The organism is Vibrio sp. SCSIO 43009, from assembly GCF_023716525.1.
Classification (GTDB): domain Bacteria; phylum Pseudomonadota; class Gammaproteobacteria; order Enterobacterales; family Vibrionaceae; genus Vibrio; species Vibrio alginolyticus.
On sequence record NZ_CP071843.1, the window covers coordinates 714,069 to 733,019 of the forward strand.

Annotated in this window: 16 protein-coding genes; 7 read left to right on the forward strand and 9 right to left on the reverse strand. The window is 44.0% G+C overall.

The window, feature by feature from the left end; translation table 11 throughout:
- Positions 1-54 precede the first annotated feature (54 nt).
- Positions 55-726, reverse strand: a complete 672-nt coding sequence (locus tag J4N43_RS18840; RefSeq protein WP_005375824.1) for a type 1 glutamine amidotransferase domain-containing protein — start codon at positions 724-726, stop codon at positions 55-57.
- 117 nt (positions 727-843) lie between these two features.
- Here J4N43_RS18840 and J4N43_RS18845 point away from each other — a divergent pair, with 117 nt between their 5' ends.
- Entirely contained in the window at positions 844-1,728 is an 885-nt protein-coding gene (locus tag J4N43_RS18845; RefSeq protein WP_053349971.1) for a LysR family transcriptional regulator, read from the forward strand.
- Positions 1,729-1,787: 59 nt separating this feature from the next.
- Here J4N43_RS18845 and J4N43_RS18850 read toward each other — a convergent pair whose 3' ends face one another.
- Positions 1,788-3,449 carry an electron transfer flavoprotein-ubiquinone oxidoreductase gene (locus J4N43_RS18850; protein ID WP_062730961.1) on the reverse strand — a complete coding sequence of 554 codons (1,662 nt, stop codon included), beginning with the start codon at positions 3,447-3,449 and terminating at the stop codon, positions 1,788-1,790.
- A 137-nt stretch (positions 3,450-3,586) separates the two neighbouring features.
- Here J4N43_RS18850 and J4N43_RS18855 point away from each other — a divergent pair, with 137 nt between their 5' ends.
- A complete protein-coding gene (locus tag J4N43_RS18855) occupies positions 3,587-4,552 on the forward strand; it encodes an electron transfer flavoprotein subunit alpha/FixB family protein (RefSeq protein ID WP_017821214.1) in 966 nt (321 codons plus the stop codon).
- 67 nt (positions 4,553-4,619) lie between these two features.
- Here J4N43_RS18855 and J4N43_RS18860 read toward each other — a convergent pair whose 3' ends face one another.
- From J4N43_RS18860 to pdhA, 3 genes are read right to left on the reverse strand one after another with little or no spacing between them, the layout of a single operon-like run.
- Entirely contained in the window at positions 4,620-5,768 is a 1,149-nt protein-coding gene (locus J4N43_RS18860) for a dihydrolipoamide acetyltransferase family protein (RefSeq protein WP_054701354.1), read from the reverse strand.
- A complete protein-coding gene (locus tag J4N43_RS18865; protein WP_017634235.1) occupies positions 5,765-6,748 on the reverse strand; it encodes an alpha-ketoacid dehydrogenase subunit beta in 984 nt (327 codons plus the stop codon). Before J4N43_RS18865 ends, J4N43_RS18860 begins: the two co-directional genes overlap by 4 nt.
- Complete coding sequence (pdhA, locus tag J4N43_RS18870) at positions 6,741-7,835, reverse strand: pyruvate dehydrogenase (acetyl-transferring) E1 component subunit alpha (protein ID WP_252094203.1); 1,095 nt, start codon at positions 7,833-7,835, stop codon at positions 6,741-6,743. Before pdhA ends, J4N43_RS18865 begins: the two co-directional genes overlap by 8 nt.
- Before the next feature lie 65 nt (positions 7,836-7,900).
- Between pdhA and J4N43_RS18875 the strand changes: the two genes are divergently transcribed.
- From J4N43_RS18875 to J4N43_RS18885, 3 genes are all read left to right on the forward strand, one after another.
- The gene (locus tag J4N43_RS18875) at positions 7,901-8,095 is read left to right on the forward strand and encodes a hypothetical protein (RefSeq protein ID WP_127891143.1); all 195 of its coding nucleotides are present in this window, start codon (positions 7,901-7,903) and stop codon (positions 8,093-8,095) included.
- A 396-nt stretch (positions 8,096-8,491) separates the two neighbouring features.
- Positions 8,492-8,812 carry a DOPA 4,5-dioxygenase family protein gene (locus J4N43_RS18880; protein WP_158159373.1) on the forward strand — a complete coding sequence of 107 codons (321 nt, stop codon included), beginning with the start codon at positions 8,492-8,494 and terminating at the stop codon, positions 8,810-8,812.
- A gap of 326 nt (positions 8,813-9,138) precedes the next feature.
- Positions 9,139-9,765 carry a hypothetical protein gene (locus J4N43_RS18885; RefSeq protein WP_154203902.1) on the forward strand — a complete coding sequence of 209 codons (627 nt, stop codon included), beginning with the start codon at positions 9,139-9,141 and terminating at the stop codon, positions 9,763-9,765.
- Positions 9,766-10,115: 350 nt separating this feature from the next.
- On the opposite strand, the gene J4N43_RS18890 is transcribed toward J4N43_RS18885, so the two are convergent.
- From J4N43_RS18890 to J4N43_RS18905, 4 genes are all read right to left on the reverse strand, one after another.
- Positions 10,116-11,897, reverse strand: coding sequence for a sodium:solute symporter family transporter (locus J4N43_RS18890; RefSeq protein WP_031781211.1), 1,782 nt, complete (start codon positions 11,895-11,897; stop codon positions 10,116-10,118).
- Between the two features lie 684 nt (positions 11,898-12,581).
- A complete protein-coding gene (locus J4N43_RS18895) occupies positions 12,582-13,298 on the reverse strand; it encodes a 3'-5' exonuclease (protein ID WP_158159372.1) in 717 nt (238 codons plus the stop codon).
- Positions 13,298-15,160, reverse strand: a complete 1,863-nt coding sequence (locus tag J4N43_RS18900) for a putative nucleotidyltransferase substrate binding domain-containing protein (protein WP_017634232.1) — start codon at positions 15,158-15,160, stop codon at positions 13,298-13,300. The genes J4N43_RS18895 and J4N43_RS18900 overlap by 1 nt, the downstream gene beginning before the upstream one ends.
- 141 nt (positions 15,161-15,301) lie before the next feature.
- The gene (locus J4N43_RS18905) at positions 15,302-16,021 is read right to left on the reverse strand and encodes a FadR/GntR family transcriptional regulator (protein WP_005388529.1); all 720 of its coding nucleotides are present in this window, start codon (positions 16,019-16,021) and stop codon (positions 15,302-15,304) included.
- 560 nt (positions 16,022-16,581) lie between these two features.
- Here J4N43_RS18905 and J4N43_RS18910 point away from each other — a divergent pair.
- A complete protein-coding gene (locus J4N43_RS18910) occupies positions 16,582-17,298 on the forward strand; it encodes a FadR/GntR family transcriptional regulator (protein ID WP_017634231.1) in 717 nt (238 codons plus the stop codon).
- Between the two features lie 189 nt (positions 17,299-17,487).
- A complete protein-coding gene (locus J4N43_RS18915) occupies positions 17,488-18,777 on the forward strand; it encodes an MATE family efflux transporter (RefSeq protein WP_025998585.1) in 1,290 nt (429 codons plus the stop codon).
- Positions 18,778-18,951 lie beyond the last annotated feature (174 nt).

Here is an 18,951-nt window from a genome sequence, read left to right on the forward strand (position 1 = left end):
AAGCATGACAAAGCACGCTTTCCTCTTCTAGGATGGTTGTACTTTCCGGCGCGTTTAAGCTAGGTGTTCAACAATCGCTCTGCCTACGCCGTGTGCGCTCGTTGGGTTTTGACCTGTGATGACACGATCATCCACAATTACAAACTCTTGCCATGGTTGCACTTTAGAGTAGCGCGCTGCGCTGCGTGCAAGAGATTCTTCCAATAGGAATGGGATATCGTTGATGGTGCCGAAGTCGATCTCTTCTTCACGAGTGAAGCCTGTTACTGATTTAGACGAAAGTAGCTTTTCGCCATTGCTAAGCGTGATAGGTAGAAGAGCGCCCGGACCATGACAAACTGCAGCCACAATACCGCCATCTTCATAGTGTTTTGCAGAAATCTTGGCAAAATCTTCGTTGCTCGCTAGGTCTGAAAGAAGACCAAAACCACCCGGATAGAAGATCGCATCGTAGTTGTCACCGTTGATTTGTGACACTGGAATCGTGTTGTTGATGCGGTTCTGGAAATCATCATCCGCCAAAATTTTCTCGTTGACTGCGTCGCCTTCGATGTCGGTTCCGTACAGTGGTGCTTGTCCACCTTTGATAGAGGCAATGTCGTAATCGAAGCCTGCACCTAGTAGCTCGCTAAGGGCATGAGTGAGCTCTGGCGCGTAAGTTCCGTTTGCTTGGTCAGTTTCACCAAGAGTCGCATGGTTCGTCACAATGATGAGTACTTTCTTCATGATGGTTTCCTTTTTGGCTTACGTGTATTTGTTGAACACCTTCATACTAATTGCTAAACAAATAAGTGATAATACGATTAATTGGCAAAACATTATTGCTATATAGCAAAGGTAAGTATGGACAGTTTTGAAGGCATCAATGAGTTTGTTACGGTTGCTGAGAGCTTAGGGTTTTCTGCAGCGGCAAAACAGTTAGGTTGCAGTACCAGTCATGTCAGTCGCCAAGTCACAAGATTAGAAGAGCGATTAGGTGTCGCTTTGTTAGCCCGTTCGACAAGAATGGTGAGTCTAACGGAAGCGGGGCAAGCGTATTATCAGCAGTGTAAAGAATTGGTGATTTGGCTTCAGCAAGCCAATGAACAGCTCACCACGCAGCAAACTCAGTTGAGTGGTACGTTACGCGTGAGTGCCGCTGGTGCGTTTTCTGAGAACCATGTAGCGCCTGCCTTGATGGCGTTTGCCAAGCAACATCCTAATCTCACGGTTGAAATTAACTTCAACACCAGCATGGTCAACTTTATTGAAGATGGCTTCGATTTCGCTATTCGTTACGGAAGGTTGAGTGATTCAGGCTTGGTTGCGAGAAAGCTGGTGGATCGTCCCATGGCAGCGGCAGCTAGTCAGCGTTATCTCGATGAACATGGTTTGCCAACGCACCCCGAGCAACTCAAGCGTCATAGCTGCATTATTGCCAACAAAGACGTTTGGTTGTTTGAAAAAGACGGCAAGCCTTTAGATGGCGTAAAAGTGCAGGGCAGATGGAAGAGCAATAACGCACACACGGTCTTGCAAGCCTGTGCAGAAGGATTAGGTGTGGCGTACTTACCGAAGAGCAGTTTCAACGATGCTATTTCGTCTGGTCGTTTGGTGCCAATCCTAGAGCCCTATTGGGGAAGTGGCAACAGCAGCTGGATTGTTTATCAGAATCGTCACTTTCTGCCACTACGAGCGCGATTGGCTATCGACTTCTTGCTTGATCATTTTGCCGATTGGCAGGAGTAATGAGGCTCTGCCAATCGGTTTGTTTATCCATTTGTTAGATCGTCAACATACTAACGTATCTACATGTTTTGATAGCTCGGTCCACCGCCGCCTTCTGGTGCTTTCCATGTGATGTTTTGTGAAGGATCTTTGATGTCACAGGTTTTGCAATGCACACAGTTGGCGGCATTTATCTGAAACTTCAACTTATTGTTCACTTCCACCACTTCATAAACCCCAGCGGGGCAATAGCGCTGACTTGGTTCGTCATACATACCTAAATTCACATCAATTGGAATGTGAGGGTAAGTCAGAACAAGGTGACAAGGTTGATTCTCTTCGTGCTGTGTTCCCGACAAAAATACCGACGAAGGCTTATCAAAACTGATTTCACCATCTGGTTTTGGGTATGCAATTGGGTGGCACTCTTGTTTAGGTTTTAACTGCTCATGATCGTGCGAATAGTCCTTGATAGACCAAGGTAGCGGCTTCTTAACCAGTGGTTGCCACAGGTTGTGTTCAAAAGTCGAAAGAGCACCGCCAAGTATGCTGCCCAACTTATGAATGTTCGCGCCAAAGTTACGCGTTTCGGCGAGTTCGTCATACAACCATGATGATTCAAACAACGACTGGTAGTCTGGCTCAGAAGCTCCAGTTTGTCGGGCCGTATGTACCGCTTCTGCTGCAATGATTCCGGATTTCATTGCTGTGTGGCTGCCTTTAATTTTTGCGACGTTCAAAGTCCCCGCATCACAACCAATCAATAAACCGCCAGGGAATTGCTGTCTCGGCAGAGAGGAAAGCCCACCTTTCGCAATGGCTCTTGCGCCGTAAGCGATGCGCTGAGCACCTTTCAAATGTGTTTCAATAGCAGGATGGTGCTTAAAGCGTTGAAATTCGTCAAACGGACTCAAGTAAGGATTGCTGTAATTCAAGTCGACAATAAGCCCGACGGCGATTTGGTTGTTCTCCATGTGATAGAGAAAACCGCCGCCTGTGGTATTTGTTTCACTCAAGGGCCAGCCAGCGGAGTGGATAACACTGCCAGATACATCCTTACTGTCAGTGGGTAACTCCCATATCTCTTTTAGGCCAAGCGCGTAGTGCTGTGGTTGCTTTCCTGCGTCTAGGTCGAACCTTTGAATAAGTTCTTTACCCAGATGTCCGCGACAACCTTCAGCAAAAAGGGTGTATTTTGCCCTTAGCTCGATACCTGGCTCAAAGTTAGGTTTGGCCTGGCCGTTCTTATCTAGTCCCATATCGCTTGTGTTAATGCCTGTCACTGCGCCAGTCTGATCATAATTGATGCTTGCAGCGGCAAAGCCCGGAAAAACTTCCACCCCAAGATTTTCTGCTTGGTTAGCGAGCCAACGGCAAAGGTTGGCAAGGCTAATTACGTAATTATTCTCGCCATTTATCATTGGACGCGGTGTAAGGATGTGAGGAACTCGAATATGGTTTTGTTCAGTAGTAAGATAAAGGAAATTATCTCGTTGAACCGAGGCTGCTAGCGGGGCCTCCATTTCTTTCCAGTCGGGGAAAAGCTCATCTAAGGCACTAGTTTCAAAAACAGCGCCAGATAAAATATGTGCGCCCACTTCTGAGCCTTTTTCTACAACGCAAATTGAAAGTGCGTCACCTTCACTGTCTTGGTTGAGTTGAGCTAGCCGACAAGCGGCGCTTAAGCCTGCGGGTCCGGCCCCCACGATCACGACATCAAACTCCATGCATTCTCGTTCCATCTTTATGCTTCCTTTCTATTATCGTCATCTGCGTGACAGGTTTTGGTTTCTATACAGAAAACTATAGCTCAGTTGACGTTAACGTGAAGTGGACTAAGCTCAAGTAATGGATCTGACGTGTTATATGAGGCATGACCATGGAAGACCGACCATTAGCAACACTTGTGCTCGCAGAGCATGACAACCAATCGTTGGCTGTAGGGACGCTGTGTGCAATTAAAGCGGCATTTGAGATTAAGGATGATGATAAATCGCTTCCTGTTTCTGTGTTGCTTATTGGTTATCAGTGCCAATCAGTTTTGGATGAGTTGAATTGTGTTCAAGGTGTTGCAGAAATTATCTGGGTTGATGCGAAGGGATATGAACATGGATTAGCGGAAAATATCGCACCTTTGATCTCACAAGTAGCCAAAAACTACTCACACATTCTTTCTCCTGCCAGTACATTTGGTAAGAATGTGATGCCTCGTGTGGCGGCGTTGCTTAATGTTGGTCAACTTTCTGACGTGATGACAATCGAGTCTATCGATACGGTGATTCGTCCAATTTATGCTGGAAATGCATTGGCGAGAGTCACGTCGAATGATCCCTATAAAGTGATGACCATAAGAAGTACGGCTTTTGATGCCGCAGAGCTATCTGACACGCCAGTTGTCCCTAAGCTTACTCAAGTCGACACGGTGATTATCAATAAACTTAGTGAGTTTGTTTCGCAACAAACGCCAGAAAGTGAGCGACCAGAATTGCCAGCGGCTAGAGTAGTAGTGTCGGGTGGTCGTGCATTCGGGAGTAAAGAGAAGTTTGTTTTAGTAGAACAATTGGCTGACAAGCTAGGTGGAGCGGTAGGGGCGTCACGAGCGGCGGTCGATGCGGGCTATGTGTCTAATGACCATCAAGTTGGGCAAACCGGCAAAATTGTTGCACCGGAGTTATACATTGCCGTCGGAATTTCTGGCGCGATCCAGCATTTGGCGGGAATGAAAGATTCCAAGGTGATTGTTGCAATTAATAGCGACCCTGATGCGCCTATTTTTGACATTGCAGATTATGGATTGGTCGACGATTTGTTTGTGGTAATGCCTGAGCTGTTAGAGAAGCTGTAGATATAGTCTTGCTTCCTAAAACAAAAGGCTTCCGGACTGGAAGCCTTTATCATTTGATTTTTATAAGTTACTTTTCGCTCGGACGTTGCAGGTGCTCTGCAAGTACTTTTGTAAACCTTGCAGCTTCACCACCAGTACAAGCGCGATGATCAAACGTTACGGATAGCGGCATTGCTTTCACCGAAATTGCTTGACCATTTCTTATCACAACTCGGTCGAGTATTCGGCCCGCGCCGACAATAGCGACTTGTGGCGGTGTGACGACAGGTGTCGCGTAAATACCGGCAATCGCGCCGAAGTTGGAAAGCGTAATCGTCGCGTGTTGCAATTGCTCACGACCGATTTTTCTCTCTCTGATCCCTTCAACGGTTTGATCGAGCCAACGACGAACATCTTGTGGCTCGTATTCATCTGCGTGGCGCAAGACTGGCACGTACAATCCATGACGGCTATCTACTGCAATTCCTACATTGACCGTTGTGTGTACACAGCGTGTCATGGTTTCGGCATCAAACCAAGCGTTTAAAGCAGGCTCTTCTTGACACGCATGAACAATAGCTTGAACAAGGCGGATACTGATATCTTCGTTTGGCAGCCAATCTTCCAACAACGCTTCTTCCGTAATGGTTACGGCTGCAACATGTTCATGCGATTCGGTCATAGACGACACCATGGTACGTCGAGCGCCTTTCAAAACTTCGGTGCCTGGACGCTGTTTTCCGGCTTCGTCGTAAATATCGGCATCAACGATAAGTCCGTTCGGGCCACTACCTGACACGAGGTTAAGATCTACCCCAAGTTTTTGTGCCAACAAGCGAGCCGAAGGCAGGGCGGTAACGAGGTTGCTTTCTGTCGTGTTGTGGTTGCCACCAATCCAGAAATCATCAACGTTAACATGATGCGCTTGGTGAGAAACGCTACCGACGACGGTTGCGGCGTCAGCAGTGGCTTTTTTCTCTGCCATTACTTCTCTCCCGGCACCTGTTTCATCAATCTCTAGCAGTAATGCACCAATATTGACGATTTCACCTTCCTCACCATGACGGCTGACCACACGGCCCGAATAGGGGGCAGGGACGTCTACCGTCGCTTTTGCTGTCTCTACGGTTAAGATCACTTGATCTAATTTAACCATGTCTCCGACATTAACGTGCCATTTGACAATTTCTGACTCAGCGAGACCTTCACCGAGATCGGGTAAATTAAACGTCTTCATTTCCAATCCTCCACGAGTTCGCGCGCCGCGGTCACAATGTCTTCTTCCTGAACCATGAAATAATCTTCGTTACGGTAATAAGGCATAATGGTGTCCATTCCAGTTACTCGTTTAGGTGGGGCTTTAAGTAAGCACATGGCATGTTCAGCGGTTCGAGCTAATAGCTCAGAGCCCACACCACAAGTTTTACTCGCTTCATGAACAACGAGTAAACGTCCAGTTTTTTCTAGTGAGCTGAAAATCGTCGCGGTATCAATTGGCTTAATACTCGCCAAATCAATCACCTCGACTTCAATCCCCTGACTAGACAAGGTTTGCGCGGCCTGAAGTGACTCTACGACGCATGCGCCCCAAGTAACGAGCGTGATATCTCGCCCCTTACGCAAGGTGAAGCAGGTGTCGAGTGGGAGTGCTTCGCCGTTATCAACGACTTCAGATTTAACGGTGCGATATATGCGCTTCGGTTCGAAGAACATGACGGGATCATTGCTTCTAATTGCAGCGAGAAGTAAGCCGTATGCGCGTTGTGGAGAAGAAGGAATCACCACTTTAAATCCAGCAGTGTGAGCAAATAGCGCTTCCACGCTTTCTGAGTGGTGTTCCGGAGCGTGGATACCGCCGCCAAATGGCGCACGAAAAACCGCGGGACAAGTGAGCCGACCGCGAGTTCTGTTACGCATTCGAGCCGCGTGGCACATTAAGTGCTCCATCGCAGGAAAAACGAAACCTTGAAACTGAAATTCGGCGACAGGTCGTAATCCTTGCGTTGCCATACCGACCGCAACCCCGCCGATTAAGGCTTCAGCGAGTGGCGTATCGATGACTCGTTTAAGACCAAACTCTTGCTTGAGTCCAACAGTGGCACGAAATACACCACCATTATCGCCCACGTCTTCACCTAATACGACAACATTGGGGTCTTGTTGCATTTCGTGGTGCAGGGCAAGGTTTACTGCTTCAACCAACGTTAGCTCAGCCATGTCTGCCTCCCTGCATTCTCATTGCCTTGTTGATGAGTTCATCTTTTTGTGCATGAAGCTCTTGAGGTAGCGATTCATACAAATAATCGAAACCGGTTTCTGGTGCTTGTGGCGGTAAGCTCAGATAGCGTTCAACAGCTAACTCTACTTGCTCTTTACAGTAATCTAGCCATTGCTGTTCTTGTTCGTCGCTCCATGCGCCTTGATTAAGGAGGTACGTTTTAAGACGTGCGATAGGTTCGTATTGCCATGCAGTTTGAACATCATCTTCTTTACGATAACGAGTCGCATCATCGGCCGTAGTGTGGTCACTCAGTCGGTAACTCACCGCTTCGATGAGTGTTGCGCCTTTCCCTTTTCTTGCTCTCTCAAGGGCGGTTTTAGTTGCATCATAAACGGCGACGACATCGTTACCATCGACAGTAATACCCGGTATACCTGCACCTTGCGCTTTTTCTGATAAGAAATCGGCGGCACATTGGAGACTACGCGGCACTGAAATTGCCCACTGGTTATTGTTTACGACGAAAACAAGTGGAATATTCCAAGTACCTGCGCAGTTTATTGACTCAAGAAAGTCCCCTTTGGATGTACCACCATCGCCGCACATGACTAGCGCAGCTTCATGGTTACCTTGAATTTTTAGTGCGGAAGCCACCCCGACAGCATGCGTACATTGCGTCGCTATGGGTACACAGTAGGGAAGGTCTCGGCTAGGAACCGGACTGCCCTCAGGAGCAAAATCACTCCCGCGCTCATCGCCACCCCAGTATTGAAGGTTCTTTTCCATGCCAATGCCACGACACCACATCGCAGGCATATCGCGGTAGTAAGGGACAAACACATCATCGGCTTTAAGTGCTCTGCCGACCGCAATGCCTATGGCTTCCGCGCCTAAGTGTGAGGGATAGGTCCCTAGCTTACCGGTGCGTTGCAAGGCAACTGCTTTGTTGTCGTAAGTGCGAGTTAATACCATATCTCGGTAAAACCCGACCAATGTTTCAGTGTCAGCCCAGTTGGGTAGTTGGCCGACTAGGTCCCCACGATGGTCGATAAACCGATGCATGGGTAATGCCTGAACGTTCATCTCAAGCTCCTTTTGACGCTGCGGGTCTTTTGGACTGCAGCTGTTCATACAAAACCAGAGTTTGTATGGGTACTCAAACTCTGATATCAGCGCAAAGGCCATACCTAAGGTTGCGTGTGCTTTCGATAGCGGTAGGCATCTGTTCGTCCCTTAAACTATTTGTCGATAACATCGCTGCGACTATTTCACCGCAAGATACAGAGAAAGGCTTTTCTGTATCTAACCCTCTAACTAAATCGTGGTATAGCCAGATACAATAAGTGTAAACAAATTGTTAAATTATGCTTCATTTTGACTTTCGCTCAGTAGTAAAGTTTTGCTTACACCCTGATTTTGCAGAGTAATATGCTGCTATTTTGTTGGTGGTATTTTTAAACTCGAATTTAATTACTGGCTAATGAAACATATTTGCAACAAAATTTGGCTGTAAAATTTGACAAAGTGAGTCATTATTAATGAATCAACTCAAACAGTTGCTATATGATGAATTGCAAATTTTTGTTGTGCTCGAAGCCTCGACCTTATGAGAATGCATAACTTCTTCCCAACTGAGTGGAATCAAGGTAGGGTGACGGCATTACAAATGTATACCCTCGGCAGTCCTTGAGCTTATCCAAAGTAGGTGGTGCTCAAGCGGAAGTGATTATGGAGAAGTTATGTACCACGCTCATGTTTATTTTCCCCTAAGAGAACAAGATAAAGCGCAAGCCTTGAACGAGATCATCCGTCAAGAGCGTCAAGATGTGCTGCGTGTGTTTCCATTAGTTGGAAGGTTAGTTGGCCCACACAAGATGCCGATGTTTGAAATTCACCTAGAATCATTGAGTGAAGAGTTCTTGGCGTGGCTTAATACGATTCGAGGCGATTTTTCTGTGCTTATTCACCCAGTAAGCGAAGAAGAGTTGCTCGATCACACAGAACGCGCGATTTGGTTGGGCAGAGAGATTGGTGTATTTGAAGAAAAGTTAGAGAAATAGTTGCTCTTCTCGCCCATGCATGACCGCTTTGAATCCTTCTCTTCTCATTGCGGTCGCAGCTTCTGCTTAACGCCTCATCTTCATTGATGGGTGCGGAATCCCTCTCTTACGCTTTGCTGTAGTTATTTTTGTGCTAAACCTAAAAGTAGGCTTTCGAACTTCACGCACAAAGCGTGAAAATGTTGCTGTTTAGCATGCCATTAAATGAGTTTTGGTGGTAATAAAATAATAAGTCTTTGATAAATCAAATAGGTATAGCAGGGAAGTGCAGTTTACGACCCCAACGCCATTGGCAGTGGCGCCGATAATTTATGAGGGGGAAGGGTATGTTTTCAATACTCTTGGTTATACTTGCACTCTATATATTTTGGCTGTTGTTTCGCAACGGGCCTGCGTTTGCCGGGCGTACCGCTCAAAAAAAACGTGACTGGGTTGGGCCTACCGCCAACAAAGAAGAGTGGCGAGGATTTTGTACGGATGTATTTCAGCCGTTCAGTTCTCAAACGACTTTCTACGCCATTGCTTATTTTGCCAATTACGTAGCAGCAGCGAACGCAATATCTTGGTCAACGATATACGAAGGCGATTATCCGGTCATCATAAGCCGATTTGGTAGCTACTTCATTTTAAGCACGCATGATGCACTGGTCGTAGCTGGGTTTATTGCGCTTGCTTTCTTTATCATTAATTGGCAACTTGCCATGCGCTGCTCTGGTATTCTTAGCCAGTATCTAGTGCGGATTCTTATTATTAATCAAAAGCGCTTTGTCGCGATTAGCTTGGTGTTTTGCAGCTACTTTTCGTACCTACTGACGCTTGGTATATTCTGGCTGTTCCATGATGGGTATTCAATCTGGCATGGATTAATGCTTAGCCCCGTGTTCCTGTTGTTAGCTTTATTGGTAGCGGTTGTTGTGCCATCTGCAAAAAGAGAAAATAGTGTACCTAAGTAATCCCGAGATGGTTTGTTCAGCGGGAATAGTTTGGCTTGTAGACTAGGTGGTGATGTAAAGGACTAGCGAGTCTAAATCACGAAGCGGTAACAAAGTATACGAGCCGAGATCTTTACTTCATCAGATATTTGGATGGCTTTGGGGCGTTTACTTAAGCAAGGTAGGCTGCACTTTTAACTCGATCAGATTATCACGTTCTGGTTTAGCCTTATCGAATGACAAAATAAAGCTGCAATTCGATAACCCTAGACAAGATGATATGTCTTCGTAAAAGGGTGAAGTGTTCGTACTGGGAACTTAGAATTAAAAAACGCAGCCAAAGAATAGCCGCGTTTATTAGAATAAGAGATTTAACTTTCTGTCACAGGTTCAGAGGCTTGTTCAGCGCTTGAATCCACAGCTTTTACAAGTAGTAGACCAACACCTCCGACGATGGCACCACATAGAATAAACACTAAGCGCCCCCATACTGGGTTAGGTAGCAGAGCCATAAACATGACACCTATACCTGCGACCGCGATAAGTTTACCCAGCATTTGACGTTGCTTGTTATCGAGTTTTCTCTGTGCCACTGATTCCGCTACAAGAGGCGTTGATAGGTTTTCAAAGAACTTATCGACATCTGCTTGGCGTTTGTCAGTTAGAGGCTTGTAGAATAGAGTCGACAACATGAAGAAGCCACCAGTTAGCGTCATGTGTCCGATTAGACCTATTGCTACTTTCACATCAGACCATTCTCGGCTAGTCAACTCCTCAAGGCCAAACGCCGATGACACCATATCAGCTGTGATAACAAACCCAACAAGGTAGGAAACGATGCCACCCACGACTAGAGTTCCCCAACCGGCCCAGTCTGGAGTTTTCTTGATAAAGAAGCCTAAAAACGCTGGAATTGTCATTGGGAACCCGATGAGCGCACCAACGTACATCATAGTGTCGAATAGACTCAGACCTTTTAGAGAGTTTATAAACTGCGCGATTAGAATAATTGCAACGCCAAATACCGCCGATGTTGCTTTAGAAACTGCGACTAGCTCTTTCTCTGATGCTTGGCCTTTACGAACGATCGGTTCATAAAAGTTCTTTACGAAAATACCTGAATTGCGGTTAAGACCAGAGTCCATAGAGGACATCGTAGCAGCAAACATTGCAGCGACCAGAAGTCCAACCATACCTGCTGGCATGTATTCTTGAACGAAGTATAGGTACGCGAAGTCGCCTGCTTTGTTACCAGCATCTGGATAAGCTGCCGCTAAATCAACACCTTGGCCTGCAATATACCAAGAAGGCATGAACCAAATGAAAACTCCACCCAACATCAATACACATGCTAGCAAAGCTGCTTTTTTTGCATTTTTAGAGTCTTTTGCAGCTAGGTAACGGTAAGAGTTCAACATATTGTTTGTAATAGAGAACTGCTTAACGAAGATAAAGAACGCCCAAATACTAAAGATGCTTAAGTAGTTCAGGTTGTTACCTGCAACAAAGCTGCCACTTTCTGCGACTGGGAAGTTAGAGATAATTTCAGTAACTCCACCACCTTGAACAATAGCAACGGCTGCACATGTGATCGTTACCGCCATGATGATGACCATTTGCATGAAATCGGAGGCGATAACCGCCCAAGAGCCGCCAGTTACCGACATCGCAAGTACAACTAAACCGGTAATCCAGATGGTTGCTGTCATATCAAAACCAAAAATACCTGAAGCTATAATAGCGAGGGCGTTAAGCCATACACCTGCAGAGACAACACTGTTTGGCATCGAAGACCAAGTAAATACTTGTTCGTTTGTTGTACCAAAACGCATACGAATGGCTTCTATGACAGTTACGACGCGTAACTGACGAAATTTCGGTGCAAAGTAAGCGAAGTTCATGAAGTAACCAAACGCGTTTGCAAGGAAAATAATAGCGACAGCAAAACCATCATTGTAGGCTTTACCAGCGGCGCCAGTAAATGTCCAAGCAGAGAATTGAGTCATAAACGCCGTTGCTCCAACCATCCACCAAAGCATGTTGCCGCCACCTCGGAAGTAGTCGCTTGTAGTACTAGTAAAAGTTCTGAACATCCAACCTATTGCGATTAAGAATAGAAAATAGATGCCCACAATGAGAGTATTGAGTTCCATCTTTAGACCTTTGAAGTAGTTTATTGTCCTAAGTAATAGTAACGTTCGCCTCTCTTATTTGTAGTACAATAACTCAAAATCGTGACCAGTAAGGCGTAATAAACCCTTTAATTAATCATACAAGTGATCGGTGTCAGATATTGCTTTTCTCTGAAGCTGCTAAAAGTGTCGAGTTTAGGCATGGGTTCTATGAATATACTTATAGAGAATCTTAAGTCCTCTAATAAGAATGGACGCGGATTTGCATATCTGGCAGAGGGATATAACATCGATTGATGTAGGATTGTTAAAAAAAAGCCCATGCAAGCCTGTACTGCATGGGCCAAACGGTACTAGTACCGCGAGCTGTCGGCTGAAGTTCGCAACAGCGGCTTTACATGATTACTAACCACTGAAGATGACGTTCGAGGGGACATCACCTGAATTCGGTTGTTTATGTAACACTGCTAGATCTTCGACAATCATTGCGCACATGCAATGCTAAGCTCTCTAAAATGTAGTTATGATATGGAGCAACTAATCAGTTTACACTCGCTCTGATGCTGGCAAGTGACAATGGCTATTCGCTGCATTTTGCTAACGTCGCCTACATTAATGATATTGTATTATTAATTAAGGTAAATGCTGATGATACCAAATTGTGACAGAGAACATGTTTAGCAAATAGGCCTGTGATCTGGATGATTACAGGCTAAGCCGGTAAAGGGGCCCGACTGTCGCTTTTTTCTGAGGTGCGATACGGGTTTGTTGAACTAATAGTAACTCTGCAGTTGCAATTGCATCTGCAAGTGCATTATGGCCGTTGTAAGCGGGTAACCCGTAACGTTCCCTTGTCGCTGCTAGAGTCACATCTGATTCATCGGAAGCATTGATAGCTCTTTGTAACCTTTTTTCTATTCGCAAGGTGTCTATCCAAATGAGCGGCAACTCTTTTATGTTGAAAACTCGCTGTAAATATTGATTAATAAAGCTAGTTTCGACTATACATCCGTGCGCAACAATAACTTTGTTTTCTGCTGCTTTAAAGAATGTCCGCATTGCTTCATGAATAGAGATTCCATCAGTCAGCATTTGTTGGGTAATATGGTTAACAACTATGGTTTCGGGCTTAATTTTTGAGTCGCTATGTACATAAAGGTGTTGGCTTGTTGCTAAGTCAATATGGCCTTGTCGAATCTCTACCCAGCCCATAGAAAGAATGACTTCTTCCTCACTGTCTAAGCCAGTTGTTTCAAGATCAAGAACGATGAACTCAGTGTCAAAAGCTCGTTGATTTACGTCCAGATTTGGCGAGCGAAGCAGCTTTTTAAGATAAAGAGGGATGTGCTTCTTTTTACAGTGCTTTTGTCTCTGACGATTTTTTCGTGTCAATGGATGAAAGTACTCAAGTAAGCGCTTCATTATCGGCTCCCAAAACGGAGTTTGGCGACTTCTTGTAGATCTGCAATGATGCGGAACGCGTCTTTTAAATGTTGACGTTCAAAACTACCGAACGTATTGGGGTCAATGTGGTTATTTGGCTCATCTCCACTTTTTAGTGCTTCTAATTGATGGGCAAATCGAAACGACAAGATGAATTGATATGCGTTTATTATATTTTTGTACGCGTCATGGCTGAGCAGCCCTTTTTCGTTGGCTGCTTTAAAACGCTCATCAGTTGCAGTGAGGTCACATTCAACTGCAAGACCATAAATCCTTGCAAGATCAATGATTAGATTAATCGCGTATTTTTTTACGTCGAGCGTTTTCTTGTTCTCTCCCGATTTTTGTAATACTAGGCTATTGAATATTCCTAGCGGTGGGTTTGTTTTCACTGCATCGTTAACTAACATCGTAAGGAATTCTCTATTAGCGTTGATGTTAGAGTGAAGCTCATCGCGAAGTATCTGTTCAAAGTCTTTGTTTCCATAAACGGTTCGGATTTCTAAAAAGACACTGATATTGAGGAGGCGCTCGTATTCAGGATTTGCCACCCATTTCTTATAGTACTTTTTCCAAACAGAGAGAGGCTGGCACCATTTAGGGGTCGCTGCCATAAATTTCCCTGGACACAATGGATAGTTACATTTATTCAGACCATTACTTACTATCATTGCTAAATGTTTGAAGTAGATACGGTCGTTATCTGTTGCCGAATCATCTAATACGATGGCGCTATCTTGATCTGACAGCATATGTACTTCTTGGCGAGCATGAGAGCCTGCCACAATCCAAGAGAAGTCACAGGGAGGTGTTCCCAACTTATCAATGGCTATTTGTATTAACCTACGAGTGTACGCATCCATAATCATGGTCATCACTTTACCAATGATTTCTGGTGAAACCCGTCCTTCGACTAATGCTTCAAAAATAGCTTGGCGCTCGGACGTAAAACTAGACAACGCTTTGACACTGCCAGCATATTTGATCTTTTCAATTAAAAATATAGCTTGGACTCGATGGTTTTGAACCAAGTGCGTTGTGGTCAAAACGCCAACGACGTTATTGTCTCTGACTAAGGGTAAGTTTCTTATATTGTGCTGCATCATAATGGAGGCTGCGTGCAGAACTAAATCGTCAGGATGAATTGTTTTAGGATCAGGCGACATGACTTCGACGACTGGTGTTGAGATGCTTAATCCTTTGGCGATGACTCGCTTTGTCATATCTCGGTCGGTAATCAGTCCAACTATTTTATTATCACGATAAACGACAGCGCAGGGAGAGCACTTATCGATCATCTCGTTGGCGACTGACTGAATGGATTGCTCAGCGGTTACAATTGCAACTCGACCACTAGCGACTTCCTCTACACGCCGAATAAACAACCCTTTTTCTTTGTTAGACCACACGACATCTAATGCTGACTTTAGCCGTACCTGAGCTTGTGATGCAAAATGTTCAGCACATTCAGGATGAGAAGTGCACAACTTTTTCAGCGCAGCATTTGGAATTACATAAACTAATGAATTTTCGATTGCAATTGCTTTGTATTCTTTTCCGCTTTCGACTTCGTTACCAAGAAAAGTGAAGCCAAACAAATCTTCCGGACCAAGTTTAGCTCTCAATATGCCATCAGATTTACGCTGTTCGATAGAGCCAGTTCTAATAATATAAAGTGACTTTTCGTTCTTAGAAGAATACTGATCAACAACATCCCCCTTGCTTAAATAAGTGATCTTAACAGATGAAGCAAGCTCGCGAAGTGCACCTTTAGGTACCTTGTCAAACGGATCAATCTGGCTGATAAACTGTATGATATTTGGCAGTAGCGAGTCGGTCATAACACAACATTCTCAAAATACATTTGTATTACTATATATCAAAATATTGATGGTGTGCCATAAAGAATTGGAGGAAACGAAATTAAAAAAGCACGCGAGATGCGTGCTTTTGCCTAGTTATTAGATCGCCCAAGCCCAAGCTTAACTGGCTTCGGGTAAGCGATGTTTTGACTCCAACAAGTGGTTAGCCGAAGCTTGACGTGCTTTTTCAGCATTGCCTGCCATTATTGCTTCATAAATCTCACGATGTTCTTCGATGCACGTATTGCCTTCCTCAGATGAGTGTGCAATAAAGTTAATGAACATTGTAGTCAGAACATGCCCAAACGGTAAGAAAAAGTCGTTTCCGGTTGAGTTAAAAATAATGCTATGGAAACGAATATCTACATCCATCCAACGCGCTTTGTCCAGTTCGTCTGCTTTAGCGACTTCCAACATATCTTGGAATGCTTCTGATAGCTGAATTCGCTGTTCCGCAGTGGCATTTTTCGCTGCGAGTGCACAAGCTTCAGGCTCTATCGCGCGTCGTAACCCCAAAAATTGATGACAGAACTGATCTATCTCTGTTAGACCGTCCATCCATTCAATTAATTGTGGGTCTAAAAAGTTCCAGTACGCTCGGTTGATGACTCGAGTACCAACTTTTGGACGTGACTCGAGTAAACCTTTTGATGTTAAAAGTTTTACGGCTTCACGCAAAGCTGTGCGACTGATACCAAACTGTTCACACAGGGACATTTCTCCTGGAAGAATGGACCCTTGAGGGATCTTGCCTGACAAAATGCTACGAGCAATTTCGCGAGCTACTTGTACATGTAAGCTGCGCTTGGAACCGGAGATAGAATGAAATTCACCAGACATAAAATCACTTATCGTTAAAATTGTATTATTTAAGCTTGGACTATATCATCCAAAGTGTAGCTCACCAAGAAGATGTTTACGTAATAACAGTTGTCTTCACAAATCCATTTTGAATCTCCGACTGCTTTATGAAGCCTTCATGATTATGATACTTAGCGTATAACAGATGAGGCCACCGATTCTTACATCATTCCTTATTTATTTGTTAGCTCAATATGTTAGTTAACTCTAGTCGCGCCTACTTATTGTACTCACTGATTTTCAATACACAGCACACAATTTGAATAGAAGGTCAGGTTTCTTGTTAAATAAAGTGATATTGTATTATTATATACCAAAGATCGGTGTGCATGATGTTACTACTCGACCATTCAATATTGAGTTTGGCCAATATACCTCGCGAGTAAAAATCATATTCATAAGATCGTTAGATTTTAGACGCTAAATAACAGTGCTTTACATTTACACAGAAAGTCTCCGCCTTCAAAGCGTGTTTCATTTGGCCTTTTCTAATTATTAGCTAAACAAGTCGTTTAGGCTGCTGGCAATGAGGAATATAGATGGCAGAGTTTTCACTTCTCGGGAATTCAAATCACAAGATACATGTACAAGTAGCAAGACAGATTTCTCGCAAAATATTGTCAGGAGAATTAAGTCAAAATGAGAAGCTCCCGAGTGAAATAGAACTGTGTAAGTTGTTTGGTGTTAGTCGGACAGCACTACGAGAGTCGACGAAGTTGCTGTCTGCTAAAGGCTTAATTATCTCTAAACCAAAAGTTGGAACTACGGTACTACCAAGAAACTATTGGCATTTTCTTGATCCTCAACTCTTAGAGTGGATCCAAGATTTAGAAGATACTAAGCCGTTTCTATCTCAGTTTTTAGGATTGCGTAAAGCCATAGAACCAGAGGCGTGTGCGCTGGCAGCCCAAAATGCCAATGCTGAGCAAAGAAAGCTGTTGTCAATTGTATTTCAAAGAATGACGATGGCAGCACGATGTCACGATTATGATGAGTGGATTGCTAACGATCATTTGTTTCATCAAACGATATTCCTTTGTACCGATAATCAATTCTACGTTCCCTTCAGCAATATACTTTCGACCATATTTAAGGTGTTTATTGACAAGTCAGTTGAAGGAGGGAGGTTCTGCCTTAATGAGCACCGTGCAATTTATGATGCAATTATGGTCGGAAACTCATTTCAAGCTCGTTTAGCCTCTCAAACGCTGTTAAATGATGAGAATCAGAGGCTTTCCGACGCCGTGAATAGTTAAGAGCTTGCGTACATTTTTATTGACTAAAAAGAGTTTTCTGTCGTTTCTTTTTGTCATGAACTTTGCCTAATGACCGAGCTCTTTAGTTTAAACGTTTAACCTCATTACAAAGGTTTACTAATGTTTTCCCAACCATATATAAAGAAAAACTTATCTCTTGCTTGGCCGCTTGCTCTTAATGCTTTGTTGATGCAATCAATGCTTATGATTGATACGCTGCTTGTTACGCCATTAGGTGAAGTTTCACTTGCTGCTATGGGGATTGCTACAACAATAGTTTCTTTTGTTTTAGGTATCCAAATGGCTCTAGCAAATGGGTCTCAATTGGTACTTAGCCGTGCGGTAGGCTCTGGTCATTATCTATCGTTAAATAAAGGTTTCTGGGCAGCTTTAGTTATCAACGTTCTAGTCGCATCGTTATTCTGGCTGTTGATTACTGTCTTTGATGAAGCGTTAATCAGTAAGTTGACGGATAACGTTGATCTCTATGCGGAGACAAAATGCTACCTTGCAATTGCTAAGTTCATCGTCATATTCAATGCCATTACTCAGGTTATGATTGCGGTGTTCAATGCGCTTGGACGGACCAAAGTTCCATTTAAAGGCTATTTGATTGAATTGCCAGTCAACGTGGCGATGTCTTATGTTCTGATTCACGGCCTGACTAATTTTGAAGGTATTGGCGTTCAAGGCGCCGCGGCGGGTAGTTTGGTTGCTATTAGTATTCGGCTGTTATATTTAACCATGTGCATTAAGCTTGATGATTCTATCATCTTGTCTATTAAGAAGCTTGATGCGTCATTGAAAAGCAATATACATAAGCATTTTAAAGAGATTTTCCCCGTCGCGGCGAACGTCACAATGTTACAAACTGGCGCAACGATATACATGTTGCTGTACTCGCAACTGACCTTAAATGCTTATGTCGCTATGACTATCGTGATGCCTTGGATCAAAGCGGGTACTCAGTTCATTACTGCTTGGGCGCATTCATCGGCAATCACGATTAGCCAAGCAATTGGATCAAGAAAAATGGATGAGCTGCGTAACAATGTCGATATTAGTATTGATATGGCCGTGATGATCTCGTTCGTTTCAGCATTTTTCTTTTTTGCACTTAGTTTCGTTCTTCCTGATTTGTATCCCGACTTAGACCCGAGTACTTACAAAGCGTTATCCGCGATTGCTCCACTTTACATACTGCTACCGATAGTACGTGGCTATAACACCGTTCATGGTCATATTTTGAGAGCGTTAGGTAAAACAACGGAGGTGTTTAAGATTAACTTTACCGGTCAGTGGGTAATCTCAATACCGTTATGTGCTTTGATGATTTTATACTTGGACCTTTCAGTGTTTTGGGTGTTTGCAATCATGCCGTTTGAAGAAATTGTTAAGGCATGGCCATTTAGGCATTTAGCACGTAAGTCTCTGAAAGATTTCGATATTAATAAGGCAGACAAGCTAATGTACGATTGATTCTATGACTATTGGATTAGGTCGAAAATATTCGTAGATGCTATGGACTAAAGAGGAGTATGTCTAGCTTATCATTTTGGGGTTTATCGAGTTTATAAATTGTGATCAATAGAGCACATCATAACTTCTTTCCTCGAATCATTCCGTTGCAAACCTTATTATATGTATGACAAT